General features: G+C 71.5%; 15 protein-coding genes. 3 read left to right on the top strand and 12 right to left on the bottom strand.

Annotated elements, in window-relative coordinates; translation table 11 throughout:
* Positions 1-21: 21 nt before the first annotated feature.
* Positions 22-312 (bottom strand): ATP-dependent Clp protease adapter ClpS, encoded by a 291-nt coding sequence (gene clpS, locus NI17_RS14850; protein WP_068692313.1) that lies wholly within the window; start codon positions 310-312, stop codon positions 22-24.
* A gap of 149 nt (positions 313-461) precedes the next feature.
* Here clpS and NI17_RS14855 point away from each other — a divergent pair, with 149 nt between their 5' ends.
* Together NI17_RS14855 and NI17_RS14860 are read left to right on the top strand one after the other, a co-directional pair.
* A complete protein-coding gene (locus tag NI17_RS14855) occupies positions 462-1,778 on the top strand; it encodes a nicotinate phosphoribosyltransferase (RefSeq protein ID WP_068692311.1) in 1,317 nt (438 codons plus the stop codon).
* A gap of 55 nt (positions 1,779-1,833) precedes the next feature.
* The gene (locus NI17_RS14860) at positions 1,834-2,409 is read left to right on the top strand and encodes an isochorismatase family protein (RefSeq protein WP_068692309.1); all 576 of its coding nucleotides are present in this window, start codon (positions 1,834-1,836) and stop codon (positions 2,407-2,409) included.
* A gap of 64 nt (positions 2,410-2,473) precedes the next feature.
* On the opposite strand, the gene NI17_RS14865 is transcribed toward NI17_RS14860, so the two are convergent.
* The 11 genes from NI17_RS14865 to NI17_RS14915 all read right to left on the bottom strand — a co-directional run bounded on the left by NI17_RS14865 (position 2,474) and on the right by NI17_RS14915 (position 13,938).
* Positions 2,474-3,484 (bottom strand): tryptophan--tRNA ligase, encoded by a 1,011-nt coding sequence (locus NI17_RS14865; RefSeq protein WP_068692307.1) that lies wholly within the window; start codon positions 3,482-3,484, stop codon positions 2,474-2,476.
* A gap of 29 nt (positions 3,485-3,513) precedes the next feature.
* Complete coding sequence (locus NI17_RS14870; RefSeq protein ID WP_147416958.1) at positions 3,514-4,677, bottom strand: hypothetical protein; 1,164 nt, start codon at positions 4,675-4,677, stop codon at positions 3,514-3,516.
* 170 nt (positions 4,678-4,847) lie between these two features.
* Positions 4,848-6,563, bottom strand: a complete 1,716-nt coding sequence (locus NI17_RS14875) for a DEAD/DEAH box helicase (protein WP_068692351.1) — start codon at positions 6,561-6,563, stop codon at positions 4,848-4,850.
* 119 nt (positions 6,564-6,682) lie between these two features.
* Positions 6,683-6,898, bottom strand: a complete 216-nt coding sequence (locus NI17_RS14880; RefSeq protein ID WP_068692303.1) for a hypothetical protein — start codon at positions 6,896-6,898, stop codon at positions 6,683-6,685.
* Between the two features lie 5 nt (positions 6,899-6,903).
* Entirely contained in the window at positions 6,904-7,704 is an 801-nt protein-coding gene (locus tag NI17_RS14885; protein ID WP_084012673.1) for a class E sortase, read from the bottom strand.
* Between the two features lie 399 nt (positions 7,705-8,103).
* Complete coding sequence (locus tag NI17_RS14890; protein ID WP_068692299.1) at positions 8,104-8,346, bottom strand: DUF3039 domain-containing protein; 243 nt, start codon at positions 8,344-8,346, stop codon at positions 8,104-8,106.
* A 52-nt stretch (positions 8,347-8,398) separates the two neighbouring features.
* Positions 8,399-8,983: a YqgE/AlgH family protein gene (locus NI17_RS14895; protein WP_068692297.1), complete on the bottom strand. Its 585-nt coding sequence runs from the start codon at positions 8,981-8,983 to the stop codon at positions 8,399-8,401.
* 93 nt (positions 8,984-9,076) lie between these two features.
* Positions 9,077-10,480, bottom strand: a complete 1,404-nt coding sequence (locus tag NI17_RS14900; protein ID WP_068692295.1) for an NAD-dependent malic enzyme — start codon at positions 10,478-10,480, stop codon at positions 9,077-9,079.
* 630 nt (positions 10,481-11,110) lie between these two features.
* Positions 11,111-12,046: a tetratricopeptide repeat protein gene (locus NI17_RS14905; RefSeq protein WP_068692293.1), complete on the bottom strand. Its 936-nt coding sequence runs from the start codon at positions 12,044-12,046 to the stop codon at positions 11,111-11,113.
* A 68-nt stretch (positions 12,047-12,114) separates the two neighbouring features.
* Positions 12,115-12,627 (bottom strand): MarR family winged helix-turn-helix transcriptional regulator, encoded by a 513-nt coding sequence (locus NI17_RS14910; protein WP_068692349.1) that lies wholly within the window; start codon positions 12,625-12,627, stop codon positions 12,115-12,117.
* A 123-nt stretch (positions 12,628-12,750) separates the two neighbouring features.
* Positions 12,751-13,938, bottom strand: a complete 1,188-nt coding sequence (locus tag NI17_RS14915; protein WP_068692291.1) for an acetyl-CoA C-acetyltransferase — start codon at positions 13,936-13,938, stop codon at positions 12,751-12,753.
* Between the two features lie 84 nt (positions 13,939-14,022).
* On the opposite strand from NI17_RS14915, the gene mce reads away from it, so the two are divergent.
* Positions 14,023-14,460: a methylmalonyl-CoA epimerase gene (gene mce / locus NI17_RS14920; protein WP_068692290.1), complete on the top strand. Its 438-nt coding sequence runs from the start codon at positions 14,023-14,025 to the stop codon at positions 14,458-14,460.
* Positions 14,461-14,729: the final 269 nt, after the last annotated feature.

The following is a 14,729-nucleotide window of genomic DNA, read 5'->3' on the forward strand; positions in this document are numbered from 1 at the left end:
GGTACACGTCCTCGTCCGCGTTCACTTGTCCTGTTGCAGGGTCGCCCACAGCCCGTACTCGTGCAGGGTCGCGACGTGGCGCTCCATCTCCTCGCGGGTGCCGCTGGAGACGACCGCCCTGCCCTGGTAGTGGACGTCCTCCATGAGCTTGTGGGCCTTGGCCCGGGAGTATCCGAAGACCGTCTGGAAGACGTAGGTGACATAGCTCATCAGGTTGACTGGGTCGTTCCAGACGATCGTGACCCATGGCACGTCCGGCCGGTGGTGCTCCTCGATCCGCGGCTCGTCGAGTTCGACCGGCGTGGCGGTCATGGTTCCATCACCTTCTTCGCTGTTCTGACTCCGGGGCGGGGCCGACGGCGTGTCCTGCCGCTCACTGTCCATTCTGGGAAGCCCCACCCGCGCGTGTCGAAACACCGGACCGATTTTCTTCCTCAGAGACACAAACTAGGGTTGGGGCCATGACCGAACGCTGGAGCAGTGCGCTTCTCACCGACCACTACGAGTTGACCATGGTGCAGGCCGCCCTGCGCAGCGGCGCGGCACACCGGCGGACGGTCTTCGAGATGTTCGCCCGCCGACTGCCGGAGACGCGCCGCTACGGTGTCGTCGCCGGGACCGGACGGTTTCTGGACGCGCTGGAGCACTTCCGCTTCGACTCCGGGACTCTGGACTTCCTCGCCCAGAACGGCGTCGTGGACGACCTTACCCTCTCCTTCCTCGCCGACTACCGGTTTTCCGGTGATATCTGGGGTTACGCCGAAGGCGACTGCTTCTTCCCCGGCTCGCCCATCCTGGTGGTGGAGGGCTCCTTCGCCGAGTGCGTGGTGCTGGAGACCCTGGCGCTGTCGGTCTACAACCACGACTGCGCGATCGCCTCCGCGGCGTCGCGGATGGTGCGCGCCGCCCACGGACGCCCGCTGATCGAGATGGGGTCGCGGCGCACCCACGAGGAGGCCGCGGTGGCGTCGGCCCGCGCCGCATACCTCGCCGGATTCGCCGCCACCTCCAACCTCGAGGCCGGGCGCCGCCACGGGATTCCCACCACGGGCACCAGCGCGCACTCCTTCACCCTGCTGCACGACAACGAGCGCAGCGCGTTCGCCGCACAGCTGGCGTCGCTGGGCGAGGGGACCACACTGCTGGTGGACACCTACGACGTGATGCGCGCCGTGGGCACCGCCGTGGAGCTGGCCGGGCCGGAGCTGGGCGCGGTGCGGCTGGACTCGGGGGACCTGGAGGAGCTGGCGGTACAGGTGCGCCGGTTCCTGGACGAGAAGGGCGCCACCGGGACCCGCATCATCGTCACCGGCGATCTCGACGAGCACTCCATCCAGGCGCTGGCGATCGCCCCGGTGGACGGCTACGGGGTGGGCACCGCGCTGGTCACCGGTTCCGGCGCGCCGACCGCGTCGCTGGTGTACAAGCTGGTGGCGCGGGCGCTGGGCGACGGTCCGGAGGGCCCGTTGTCGCCGGTGGCCAAGCGTTCGGTGGGTAAGCCCAGCAAGGGAGGCCGCAAGTGGGCGGCACGGCGGTTGGACGACCGCGGAACGGCCGTGTCCGAGCGTGTCTTCGCCCACGAGCCGGAGCTGACGCGGTGGGAGCGGCCGCTGCTGGTTCCGCTGGTCCGCAAGGGCGAGATCGTGGGGCGGGAGCCGCTGGAGGCGGCCCGGGAGCGACACGTCCGCGCGGTCGCCGAACTCCCGGTGACCGCGCACCAGATGTCCCGGGGCGAGCCCGCGATCCCCACCGTCTTCGAGCAGCGGGCATCGCTGTGACCCGCGCGGTCGGGGCGGACGGTCCGGTCCGACGCAGGCGAAGGAAGGTTGCGACATGAAGAAGGCACTGATCGTCGTCGACGTGCAGAACGACTTCTGCGAGGGCGGGAGCCTGGCGGTGTCCGGCGGCGCCGACGTGGCCTCCGCCATCTCCGGGTACCTGGCGTCCCACGGGGGCGACTACGACCACGTCGTGGCCACCCGCGACCGCCACGTGGACCCGGGGCCGCACTTCTCCGACACCCCCGACTTCGTGGACTCCTGGCCGCCGCACTGCGTGGTGGGCACTCCCGGAGCGGAGTTCCACCCGAACCTGACGACCGGGCCGGTCGAGGCGGTCTTCGACAAGGGCGCCTACGAGGCCGCCTACAGCGGGTTCGAGGGGGCGACCGAGGGCGGTGTGCCCCTGGCCGACTGGCTGCGCGAGCACGGCGTCACCGACGTGGACGTGGTGGGCATCGCCACCGACCACTGCGTGCGGGCCACCGCCCTGGACGCGGCCCGCGCCGGGTTCGGGGTGCGGGTGCTGCTGGGGATGACCGCCGGGGTGTCCCGCCCGACGGTGGACAGGGCGCTGACGGAACTGGACCGAGCCGACGTGGTCCTGGAGGGCGAGCCGGTGGTGGCCTGACGGTGGAACGCCGCGAGGGGGCCTCCCGGTCGGGAGGCCCCCTCGCGGCCGGGGCGGCCGCGGGTCAGTCGATGCCGACGGCGGCGCGCACCCGGGACAGGACGCGGCGGGCGCGCTCGCGGGCGTGGCGGGCGCCCTCGGCGAGGATGTCGTCGAGTTCGCTGTCGGGGGCCATGAGCTGCTCGTAGCGCTCCCGCTTGGGGGCGACCTCGGTGTTGATGGCCTCGAACAGTTCGTTCTTCAGCTCACCCCAGCCCATGCCGCCCGCCTCCAGGCGCTTGCGGGTCTCGGAGACCCGCTCGGCGTCGGCGAAGTGGGTGAGGAGTTGGAAGACGACGGAGGAGTCGGGGTCCTTGGGGTCCTCGACCGGGGTGCTGTCGGTGGGGATGCGCCGGACCAGCTTCTTCAGCTTGTTCTCGGGCAGGAACAGCGGGATGTGGTTGTCGTAGGACTTGCTCATCTTGCGCCCGTCGACGCCCGGGAGCACGCTGGCGTCGCCGTCGGGGAAGACCCCCTGCGGGATGCGGAAGGTGTAGCCGTCGCCGAACAGGTGGTTGAAGGAACCGGCGATGTCGGCGGCGTACTCCACGTGCTGGGCCTGGTCGCGGCCGACCGGGACCAGGTCGGTCTCCATGATGAGGATGTCGACGGCCATGAGGATGGGGTAGTTGAACAGCCCCATGTTGACCCCGGCGTCCAGGTCGGCGAGTCCGGCGGCGGCGTTGCGGTCGCGCGCGGCCTTGTAGGCGTGGGCGCGGTTCATCAGGCCCTTGCCGGTGACGCAGGACAGGATCCAGGTCAGCTCGAACGTCTCGGGGATGTCGGACTGGCGGTAGACGACGGTGCGTTCGGGGTCGAGCCCGCAGGCCAGCCAGGTGGCGGCGACCGACCTGATGTTGTGCCGCAGCACCTCGGGGTCGCGGACCGTGGTGAGCGCGTGGTAGTCGGCGATGAAGTAGTACGCGTCGTACTCGCGCGCGGCCTCCAGGGCGGGTTTGAGCGCGCCGAGGTAGTTGCCCAGGTGGGGTTCACCGGTGGGTTTGACACCTGTGAGATAGGTCTTGGTCGCTGCCATGGGAAAAGCTTATCGGCGCGTCCGGTCGGTCAGCCCTTCTCGTCCTCGGCGCCGGCGAACTCGCCGTCGGCGAGGATCGCGTCGAGTTCGGTGATGCCGTACTCGTCCACGACGAGGATCTGCGACTCGGGCAGCAGCCAGGTCCGCTGCTCGTAGACTCCCGGTTCGCCGGTTCCCCAGGCGGCGCAGGAGATTCCGTACTCCCGGCGGAGCGCCTGGCGGTCGCCGACCGGGGCGAGTTCGGAGACGTTCGGCCGGTGGTGGTCGGCGGGGACGGAAGCGGGGGCGGCTGCCGGAGGACACATCCCGAGGCCGCTTCTCGGAACGTATGCTCCCCACTCGGGTTCCTCGGTGATCGGCTCCCACCCCTCCCCTCCGTACCGGATGCCTCCGGGGCCGAAGATCTTGACGTGCACGCAGTGGATCTCCTCCCCTCCGCCCCAGTACGTCTGCCGGTCCCAGTCGGCGCATCCGGGCTGTCCGGGCGGGTGGGCGAGCATCCAGTCATCGGTGACCGATCCCTGGTCGGGGTCTGATCCGTTGCTGAACTCCACGTCCTCGAACGTCGTGACGGTCCAGTCGGCGGGAAACGTCAGTGTCAGGTTCCGGAACCGGACCCGCTGCCCCTCCGGTTCGGCCGACGCCGACGCGGCGGGCGCCGGTTCCGCCGGAGCGGCCTCGGAAGATGCCGCCTCGGTCGGGTCCGGCTCCGCGTCGGGGGAGGTGCTCTGCTCGGCGGCTCCGGTGAACGGCAGGACCGGCAGGCCGGCGGAGGCACGGCCCGCGGCCCAGCCCCCGGCCACCGCCAGCACGACCGCGGCGATCCCGACCGCTGTCAGGGCGGTGGCCCCGACCCTCCGCGCGGTGGACGGGGCGGCGCCGGGCCGGGACCACGGCGAAGGGTGCTGAGGGGGGCGGGCGGCGGGCACGGCACCCTCCGGGTGTGTGGGACGGCGGTCGCGGTACTTTCCTACTCCGTCTCCACCGTCCTCCGCAGGGGGGTGGCCGCTCCCGGCCACGCGTTCCGCGGCCGCGCCCTCCGACCCCGGGCCGGCTGCCGGGACGCCCGGCTGGCCGGTGGCCACGCGCCCGGCGGTCCGGCCTGCGGCGATCACCGCCACGGCGGCGACCCCGGCCGCGGCCGCCACGGCTCGGGGAGGCTCCGGCCGCGTGGGACGCGGTTCGGAGGGCATGAACCCTCCGGGGACGGCGGAAGGCGGGAGCCGCGACGGTGGACCGACCGTGCGGACGGGGGGCGTGTGTCCGTCCCGGACCGGTGGCACCGGGACGTTGCGCCGGTCACCCTCGCTTCCGGGAACGGGCGTCCGGTTTCCCCGCACGGCTGTGCGGGAGGGCGGTGGCCTCAGTCCTCCCCCACGGCCCACGCCCGCAGCTTGGCGATGCGCTGACGCAGTTGCTCGGCGGTGGCCTGCGCGACGGGCGGGCCGCCGCAGGCGCGGCGCAACTGGGTGTGGATCGTGGCGTGCGGCTGGCCGGTGCGGTGGTGCCAGGCGCCCACCAGGCCGTTGAGTTCGCGGCGCAGGTCGGCCACCACCTCGTGCTCGGGGCGCTGCCGCTCCTGGGGCTCGACCCGCCGGGGGCGCTGCGTGGCCTGCTCCTGCCTGCGCTTGCGCAGCAGAGCGGCCACCTGGTCGGGCTCCAGGAGTCCGGGCAGGCCCAGGAACTCCTCCTCGTCCGGCTCTCCCCCGCCGAGTTCGCCGCCGTCGTAGAGGGCCCGGTCGAACTCGGCCGCCGACTCCATCGTCTCGAAGGGCAGTTCGTCGCCCGCGTCGGGCGTGTCGCGCTTCTTGCGGGCCTCGTTGACGAGCTCCTGCTCCGGGTCGAAGCCGTCGTCCTCCCTGACGGGCTTGTCCAGCACGTGGTCGCGTTCGCGCTCCATCTCGCTGGCGTACTCCAGCAGGACCGGGATGGAGGGCAGGAACACCGAGGCCATCTCGCCGCGGCGGCGCACCCGGACGAACCGGCCCACCGCCTGGGCGAAGAACAGCGGGGTGCTGGTGGAGGTGGCGTAGACGCCGACCATCAGCCGGGGCACGTCCACCCCCTCCGAGACCATCCTGACCGCCACCATCCACCGGTCGTCGGACTCGGCGAACTGCTTGATCTTCCTGCTCGCGGTGGGGTCGTCCGACAGCACCACGGTGGCGCCCCGGCCGGTGATCCGGCGCAGGATGCGCGCGTAGGCGCGGGCGTTCTCGTGGTCGGAGGCGATGACCAGTCCGCCCGCGTCGGGGGTGTGCTTGCGCACCTCCGACAGTCGCCGGTCGGCCGCGGTCAGCACCCGCTTGATCCAGTCGCCCTTGGGGTCCAGGGCGGCCCGCCACGCCTGGGAGAGGGCGTCGGGGGTGAGCGGCTCGCCCAGTCGGGCGGCCAGTTCGTCGCCCGCCTTGGTGCGCCAGCGCATCTCACCCGAGTAGGCCAGGAAGATGACCGGCCGCACCACGCCGTCCGCCAGCGCGGGCGCGTACCCGTAGCTGTAGTCCCAGGAGCAGCGGCGCACGCCGGTGTGGTCCTGGACGTAGTCGACGAACGGGATCGGGTTGGTGTCGGAGCGGAACGGCGTTCCGGTCAGGCAGAGCCGACGCGCCGCCGGGTCGAACGCCTCGCGTACGGCGTCGCCCCACGACAGGGCGTCGCCCGCGTGGTGGACCTCGTCGAAGATCACCAGGGTGCGGCGGGCCTCGGTGCGGTTGCGGTGCAGCATGGGGTGCGCGGCGACCTGGGCGTAGGTGACGGCCGCGCCGAGGAAGTGCTTGCCGAGCGCCCCCTGGCCGTTCTTGAAGTCCGGGTCGAGGGGGATGTTGAACCGTGCCGCGGCCTCGGCCCACTGCTTCTTCAGGTGTTCGGTGGGGCACACCACGGTGATGGAGCGGACCACGTGCCGGGCCAGCAGTTCGCTGGCCAGGGTCAGCGCGAACGTGGTCTTGCCCGCTCCGGGAGTGGCCACGGCCAGGAAGTCCCGCGGCTCACGCCGGAAGTACTCCTCGAACGCCGCCCGCTGCCAGTCGCGCAGACCGCGCAGCCGGTCACCGGTGCTGTTCGTCTGAACCAGAGTCATCGTGCGCATCCCCAGGTGTTCACGGGTCGAGGGTATCGGTGGTCTCCCCGACAGCACGGTGGAGGCCGAGCGAGTCGCTCGGCCTCCACCCGCGGTGTTCCGCGTGACCGGACGGTGCCCTACCCGTCCGCGTCGAGTACGGGCGTCTCCTCGGCCGGTGCTCCGGGCAGCGGGTCACCGCCGTCGACGGTCACGTCGTTGAACGGCAGGTACGGATCGGCCCACGGGAAGACGACGTACCACAGCAGCGCCGCCGCGCCCGTGGCCAGCGCGAGGGACACCAGGAGTTTGACGAACCAGGGGCCGGGGATGAGCCGCCAGATCAGACCGTACACGTGGCTCACTCCTCCTCGGTGTCGGGCGCCATGTGCGCGATGTTCTCGGGCATGCCCTGGTCCTTGGGCCGGGTGTCGGCGAGTTCGGCGTGGATGATCAGCCGGTGTGAGTTCTGCAACTTGGGGTGGCAGGTGGTGAGGGTGAGGTAGGCCGTCTCGGGGGCTTCCGTGGACTCGGGGTCGAACGGGTCGGGCGCGGTCACCTCGATCGCGTCGGGCAGCACGACCTTGCTCTCGACCACCCGGTAGGTGTAGAAGCTGTCCTTGTCCTCCAGGACGAGTTCGTCGCCCTCCGCCAACCGGTCGAGGTCCCAGAAGACCGCGGCCACGCGGTGCCCGGCGACCGCGTAGTTGCCGGGCTGCCCCGCCCGGGCCGCGGGCACCATGCCGTCGGGGGTCCACGACTCGGGGTACCAGCCCGGCCCGTACCTGATGTCCTCGGGGTCGACCCCGCTGACCACGACCCACTCCTGGTCGGTCGCGGGGATGTAGAGCCTGCTGTTGGCCGTTCCGGGCAGCGGTTCGGAGTCGGGCCCCTGCTCCTCCTGGGCCGCCCACTGCTCGGCCATGGCCTGGTCCAGGCGCTCCTGTTCGGCATCGGTCTGGAACTGCTTGCCCCAGATCTGGAACGCGGCGAAGAGCAGCATGACCACGCCCGCGGTGAACAGCAGCTCACCGATGGTGCGGAAGGTCACGCGCACGACCTCGCCGAAGGTGAGGCGGTTGTGCGACGCAGGGGCTCTCCTGCGGCCCCTGCCCGAGTTGCGGCGTCGATCGCCGGGGGGGCGTCGGGAAGTGGAAACCATGTGTCCTAACCCGTCGGGGTCGCCCCGTGCGGCGGTGGTCACCGTACCGGCAGAACCGGCGGGCCCCGGTGCGCGGGTGCGACACGAGCTCGACCTCGTATGAGAGTGACGTCGCTGAGCGGCCTGCGTTCACAGTGAGGAACCTCAGCGGGCGGCCCGCGCGCGATTCGTCCCTCGGAGGGTATCGCGACTTGGTCGGTGCGGGCGGCAGTCGGCGCCGAAACATGCGGGGCGGCCGTGGCCGCGTTGTCACCGGCGGGTGGGAACGGGCGGGTTCGACGCGGGGTCCGGGGCGGAGGGGGTTCTCGGGAGACCGCGCGGCCCCGACGGAGGGGACGTGGCGGCGTCGTCCGTCCGGCGGGCGGGGGACGCGCCTCCCCGTTCCCCCGCCGCCACCGGTCAGGCCATCAGTTCGTCGTAGATCTTCTGGCACTCGGGGCAGACCGGAAACTTCTTCGGGTCGCGGTTGGGCACCCACACCTTGCCGCACAGCGCGATCACCGGCATGCCCGTGACCGCGCTCTCGGTGATCTTGTCCTTCTGCACGTAGTGGGCGAACCGTTCGCGGTCGCCACCGTCGTGGGAGACGTCCGGACGGGTCTCGCTCTCCGGAACCACCTTGTTGATAACGTCCATTGTCATCGTGCCCTCACACCTCCTCGGTCACTGTCCACGGTATCGGGCGCGAAGCCGATCAGTTCAGCGTCGGATCGTCGGGGAAGGTCGACACGAGGGCGAGCTCCCCGCCCTGGCGACGCAGCACCCGCGACCACAGTCCGTGCGGATCGGCGCAGAACACGTCGTCGGCAGTCGCGGGGAGAACATACCAGGCGCCCTCGTCGATCTCGGTCCGCAACTGACCGGCGCTCCATCCCGCGTACCCGGCGAAGACCCGCAGCCGCCGCAGCGCTGCGGCGACGATCTCCGGAGGGGCGTCCAGGTCCACCGTGCCCAGACCGTTCGGCCACACGCCGGTGTCCATCGCGTCCAGTGAACGCCAGCCCAGCGGCTTCTGCCCGTCGTCGGGCACCGCCAGGGCCAGGCCCGTGTCCTCTCCGACCGGCCCTCCGGCGAACATCACCGCCGGGCGGGTGGCGTGGCGGCCCCAGTCCGCCAGGACGTCACCGACCTCCAGTTCCGAGGGCCGGTTGATGACGACTCCCAGCGTGCCCTCGGCCGGGTCGTCGTCGATCACGAAGACCACGGAGCGGTAGAAGTTCGGATCCTCCAGCAGCGGAGTGGCCACGAGCAGCGCTCCGGTCAGACTCAGCCGGTCCATGACTGCCTCCATACCCGGACCCGCTGTCCGCCTCACGCACCTTTGGTCACCGCTTGTCCGGAAACGGGGGGACGACGGGGTCCCGCACGCGGACTACCTCCCGGCCTCCGTGTCGCGGAGCGCCGCCTGGCGCACCGCCTCCGCCACCCGCTGGGACAGCCCCTGGTGGAAGACGCTGGGGATGATGTAGTGCGGGCTCAGCTCGTCGGCGGTGACGACCGAGGCCAGCGCGTCGGCGGCGGCCAGCATCATGTCGGAGGTCACCCGGTGGCTCTGGGCGTCCAGCAGGCCGCGGAAGAAGCCGGGGAAGACCAGCACGTTGTTGATCTGGTTGGGGTAGTCGCTGCGTCCGGTGGCCACGACCGCGGCGTGCAGGGAGGCGATCTCCGGGTCGACCTCCGGGTCGGGGTTGGCCAAGGCGAAGATGATCGAGTCGTCGTTCATCTCGGCGATGTCCTCGCCGGAGAGCACGTTGGGTGCCGAGACGCCGACGAACACGTCGGCGCCGCGCACCGCTCCCCTCAGGTTTCCGGAGTAGCCGGTCTGGTTGGTGTTGGCGGCGATCCACTCCAGGTTGGCGTCGAGGTCGTCGCGGCCCGGGTGCACGGCTCCGCGGACGTCGCAGACGACGACGTCCTTGGCTCCGGCGTGGAGCAGCAGTTTGAGGATGGCGGTGCCGGCCGCGCCCGCGCCGGACATGGCGATGCGGACCCCGCCGAGCTCCTTGCCGACCACGCGCAGCGCGTTCTTGAGCGCGGCCAGCACCACGATCGCGGTGCCGTGCTGGTCGTCGTGGAAGACCGGGATGTCCAGCAGCTCCCGCAGCCGGGCCTCCACCTCGAAGCAGCGGGGGGCGGAGATGTCCTCCAGGTTGATGCCGCCGAAGCCGGGGGCGATGATCTGCACCGTGCGCACGATCTCGTCGGTGTCCTGGGTGTCCAGGGCGATGGGCCAGGCGTCGATGTCGGCGAACCGCTTGAACAGGGCCGCCTTGCCCTCCATGACCGGCAGGGACGCCTCGGGGCCGATGTTGCCCAGGCCGAGCACGGCCGAGCCGTCGGTGACCACGGCGACGCTGTTGCGTTTGACGGTCAGGCGGCGGGCGTCGTAGGGGTTGGCCGCGATCGCGGAGGAGACGCGGGCCACCCCGGGGGTGTAGGCCATGGAGAGTTCGTCGCGGTTGCGCAGCGGCACCTTGGAGCGCATCTCGATCTTGCCGCCCAGGTGCATGAGGAAGGTGCGGTCGCTGACCTTGTGGACGGTGACGCCCTCGACGGCGTCCAGGGAGTCGACGATCGCCTGCGCGTGGTTGGTGTCGCGGGCGGCGCAGGTGACGTCGATGCGCAGCCGTTCGTGTCCGGAGGAGTTCACGTCGAGTGCGGTGACGATGCCTCCCACCCGTTCGACGGCGTTGGTGAGGCTGCTCACGGCGCTGGCGCGTCCGTCGATCTCCAACCGGACCGTGATCGAGTAGGAAACGCTGGGAAGGCTGGCCACGGGAAGCTCCTCGTTTTCACCTGTCGACCGTGTGCGGACGGGTCGCTGTCATTCATGGTGCCACCGTCCGCGTCGGTCGGGACGAGCGCCGTCCGACGGGAGAAGGCGGGCACGGGGCGGGGGTGCGGGATCGGCCGGGGTTGCGGGCGGTCCCGGGGGCGAGAACGCGGTGGGAACCGCCGCATCCGCGCGGCGGTCCGCTCGGGTCGGCGTTCTCCCGCGCGTTCCCGTGCCAGGCGTCCGATGATATCGACACATGTGGTGCGCGCGGTCAGTGCTGTGTCGAGGACCACCCGGTGGTGCTCGGGATGGGCGGGGTCGGCGCGGTGGAACCGCCGCACGTGGGCGCTGCGCGCCCGGCCGTGGGCGTCGGGGTCGCGCGGGGTGGGCGGACGCCGCCCGCCCGCCGCGGCGGCGCCGCGCGGAAGGGCCCCGGACCGCCCGGCCCCGCTCAGCGCCACGCCTGCCGCAGGCGCCGGTCCCGCGGCCCGCCGCGCCGTAGGTCGCGGAGATCGTCACCACGGGAGCCATCGGACACCGCCCCTCCGCCGGACCTCCCGGGGCTCTACCCGGGTGGACACCGCTCAGCCGGGGACCGCGGCGGGTCCCCGGGGACGGGCGGGGTCCGGTTCAGAAGAGCGCGGAGGTGAGGTTGCGGCGGGCCTTGGCGACACGCGGGTCGCCGGAGGGCAGCACCTCGAAGAGGCCGAGCAGGTGCTTGCGCGCCCTGTCGCGGTCGTCCTCACCGGTGCGGCGCACGGTCGTCACCAGCCGTTGGAACGCGTCGTCGACCTTGCCGCCGTACATGTCGAGGTCGGCGACCGCGCACTGGGCGTCGACGTCGGCGGGGTCGTCGGCGGCGGCCTTGCGGACCGCGTTGGCGTCGAGGTCGCGCACCCGGGCCATGAGGCGCACCTGCGCCAGCCCCATCCTGTGGTCGGCGTTGCCGGGTTCCCTCTCCAGCGCCGCGGTGTAGGCGGCCTCGGCCGCGGCGAAGTCGCCGCGCTGGACCGCCTCGGCGGCCTCGGCCTGGACGGGGTCGCGCTGCTGGGGCTGCTCCTGCTCGGCGGGCTGGGCCGGGCCGAGGCCGGTGTAGTCCTCGGGCAGCACCCCCTGCTGCCGCAGCGCGTCGAAGACCTGGGTGAGCAGGCTCCGCACCTGGTCCTCGTCCATCGGCCCGGCCGCGAGCGGCTGGATCTGGCCGCCGAGGGTGAGGTAGAGGGCGGGCACCCCCTGGGCGCGCAGGGCCTGGGCGAGCTGCGGGCTGGCCTCGGCGTCGACCTTGGCCAGCAGCCACTGCCCCCCGGCCTCGGTCGCCAGTCTGTCCAGCGCCTGCTCGGCCTGCCTGGACTCGCCCGACCAGCTCGCCAGGAGGATCAGGAGGACCGGGATCTGCAGGGACCGTTCCAGGACGTCTCTTTGGAAGTTCTCCTCGGTGACGTCCACGGCGTAGGGGTTGGCGGTTCCCGACGCCGCCTCGGCCTGCCGCTTGGCCTCGCGTTCCAGAGCCGCTTTGCGCGCGCCGAGATCGACCGCGCCGTGCATGGAGAGTTCCGAAGGCTGCATGTCTCCATCCTGCCGTATCCGTCACGGCCGCGGTGAACCTTCGTCCCCTCGAAGGCCGCGCGTCGGGCTCAGCTCTCGGCGGGGAAGTCCCCGTAGTCCACCCGGAGCTTCTTGAACAGGCTGTGGATCTGCCACAGCTCCTCGTCGGTGTAGCAGCTCAGGCCGAACTTCATGTCCAGCAGGTCACGGGTGGCCCGCTCCATCACCTCGCGTCCGGAGTCGGTGATCTCGGCGAGGGTGCCGCGCCCGTCGCTGGGGTTGGGCCTGCGGCGCACGAACCCCTGGCGCTCCAGGCGGTCGATGGTGTTGGTCACGCTGGTGGGATGTACCATCAGCCGTTCGCCGATCTTGCCCAGCGGAAGCGCGCCACTGGAGCTGAAGCTGAGCAGGACCAACGCCTCGTAGCGGGCGAAGGTCAGCGCGTACGGCTTGAGCGTGGCGTCCAACTGTGCGATGAGGAGCTGCTGCGCCCGCATGACCGAGGTCACCGCGGCCATCGCCGGGGACCTGCCCCAGCGGTCGGTCCAGTTGTCGTGTGCGCGCTCGATCGGGTCGAACGCGAGGTTCAGCGGGTTTCCCACACCGGACACTCTAGCGATCCCGCCGCGGGGGCCTGCGGGGGGTGAGAGGCGGCGTGGCCCCGGGCCAGAGCGCCGGGGCCACGCGCCGGAGGGACAGGGGCTCTCCTGTCGGCGCCGCCCGGATCAGGCCGCGGGCACCGACAGCAGCAGCGCGTCGCCCTGGCCTCCGCCGCCGCACAGGCCCGCGGCGCCCAGCCCGCCGCCGCGGCGGCGCAGCTCGTGCACCAGGTGCAGGACGATACGGGCACCCGACATGCCGACGGGGTGGCCCAGCGCGATCGCGCCCCCGTTGACGTTGACGATGTCCTCGGAGACGCCCAGGTCGCGCACGGACTGCAGCGCCACGCTGGCGAACGCCTCGTTGATCTCGACCAGGTCGAGGTCGGAGACCTCCCTGCCCGCCTTGGTGAGCGCGTGCCGGATCGCGTTGGACGGCTGGGAGTGCAGGGAGTTGTCCGGACCGGCGACGTTGCCGTGCGCGCCGATCTCGGCGAGGATCTCGCAGCCCAGCTCCTCGGCCCTGGTCCGGCTCATCACCACGACCGCGCACGCGCCGTCGGAGATCTGGGAGGAGGAGCCGGCGGTGATGGTGCCCCCGGCGTCGAAGGAGGGGCGCAGCCGGGCCAGGCTCTCGACCGTGGTGTCGGGGCGGACGCCCTCGTCGGTGTCGAAGACGCGCGGCTCGCCCCTGCGCTGCGGGATCTCCACCGGGACGATCTCGTCCTTGAACAGTCCCGCCTCGATCGCGGCGGCGGCGCGCTGGTGCGACCGCGCGGCGAAGGCGTCCTGCTGCTCGCGGGTGAGGCCGTGCCTGGCGTTGTGGCGCTCGGTGGACAGCCCCATGGACACGTTGTCGAAGGCGTCGGTGAGGGCGTCGTGGGCGGTGGCGTCGAGCACCTCGATGGAGCCGTACTTGTAGCCGTGGCGCGCCCTGGGCAGCACGTGCGGGGCGTTGGTCATGGACTCCATGCCGCCCGCGACGACCACGTCGAACTCTCCGGCGGAGATCAACTGGTCGGCCAGGGCGATCGCGTCGAGGCCCGACAGGCAGACCTTGTTGACGGTGACCGAGGGGACGCTCATGGGGATGCCCGCCCTGACCGAGGCCTGGCGCGAGGGGATCTGCCCCTGGCCGGCCTGCAGGACCTGCCCCATGATGACGTAGTCGACCCGGTCCCCGGGGATCGCGGCCCGCTCCAGCGCCGCCCTGATGGCCGTGGCGCCCAGGTCCACGGCCTCGAAACCGGCAAGGGCTCCGAGGAGCTTTCCTATGGGGGTGCGCGCGCCGCCGACGATGACCGATCCAGGCATTGAACAGCCCTCCTAAGTCGTCCCTCACCTGGTCTGTCACCATACAGACAGCCGGATCAGCGGCTTGGAGGCAGGGAGGACGTTTTGCTCACCCGTATCGACCACATCGGCATAGCCTGCCGGAACCTGGACGAGACCGTGCGCTTCTACCGGGAGACCTACGGCTTCGAGGTGACCCACGAGGAGGTCAACGAGGAGCAGGGGGTGCGGGAGGCGATGCTGCGGATCAACGGGACCGACGACGGCGGGGCGAGTTACCTGCAACTGCTGGAGCCGATCCGTGAGGACTCCCCGGTGGCCAGGTTCCTCGCCAGGAACGGCGAGGGGGTGCACCACATCGCGTTCGGGACCGCGGACGTGGCCGGGGCCGCCGCGGCGGTCGGCGGACGCGGGGTCCGGGTGCTCGACGCGGCGCCGCGCAGCGGTTCGATGGGGTCCCTGATCACGTTCCTGCACCCCAAGGACTGCGGTGGAGTGCTCACCGAACTGGTCCAGGCGCGTGAGGACGGCCCCGGGCACTGAGTCCCGCAGGAGAGGGGTGACCGGGGGACGCGGGCTTCGGCGCGGGCCGCGTGGCCGTCCGTGTCGAAGCGTCCCCAAGCCCGTACGGAGCGACCGAAAACCCAGGTTCTCCCCCAAACCACCTTCCGTTGGCGTCATGGCTTGATAAAGTCTTCTGGCTGCCGTTTCTCCTTCGGCGGCTTCTACTTCCAACCCCAGCGGTTCACGTCCTCGTTTCCAGGCGGACGCAAAACACCAGTTCGTCGGGCAATTGGCACAATCCCATAGCA

Origin of the sequence: Thermobifida halotolerans (assembly GCF_003574835.2) — a bacterium.
GTDB lineage: Bacteria > Actinomycetota > Actinomycetes > Streptosporangiales > Streptosporangiaceae > Thermobifida > Thermobifida halotolerans.

Coding starts and splice junctions, on each gene's coding strand:
- clpS (WP_068692313.1), bottom strand. CDS start 312: ATGACCGCCACGCCGGTCGAACTCGACGAGCCGCGGATCGAGGAGCAC.
- NI17_RS14855 (WP_068692311.1), top strand. CDS start 462: ATGACCGAACGCTGGAGCAGTGCGCTTCTCACCGACCACTACGAGTTG.
- NI17_RS14860 (WP_068692309.1), top strand. CDS start 1,834: ATGAAGAAGGCACTGATCGTCGTCGACGTGCAGAACGACTTCTGCGAG.
- NI17_RS14865 (WP_068692307.1), bottom strand. CDS start 3,484: ATGGCAGCGACCAAGACCTATCTCACAGGTGTCAAACCCACCGGTGAA.
- NI17_RS14870 (WP_147416958.1), bottom strand. CDS start 4,677: ATGCCCTCCGAACCGCGTCCCACGCGGCCGGAGCCTCCCCGAGCCGTG.
- NI17_RS14875 (WP_068692351.1), bottom strand. CDS start 6,563: ATGACTCTGGTTCAGACGAACAGCACCGGTGACCGGCTGCGCGGTCTG.
- NI17_RS14885 (WP_084012673.1), bottom strand. CDS start 7,704: ATGGTTTCCACTTCCCGACGCCCCCCCGGCGATCGACGCCGCAACTCG.
- NI17_RS14890 (WP_068692299.1), bottom strand. CDS start 8,346: ATGACAATGGACGTTATCAACAAGGTGGTTCCGGAGAGCGAGACCCGT.
- NI17_RS14895 (WP_068692297.1), bottom strand. CDS start 8,983: ATGGACCGGCTGAGTCTGACCGGAGCGCTGCTCGTGGCCACTCCGCTG.
- NI17_RS14905 (WP_068692293.1), bottom strand. CDS start 12,046: ATGCAGCCTTCGGAACTCTCCATGCACGGCGCGGTCGATCTCGGCGCG.
- NI17_RS14915 (WP_068692291.1), bottom strand. CDS start 13,938: ATGCCTGGATCGGTCATCGTCGGCGGCGCGCGCACCCCCATAGGAAAG.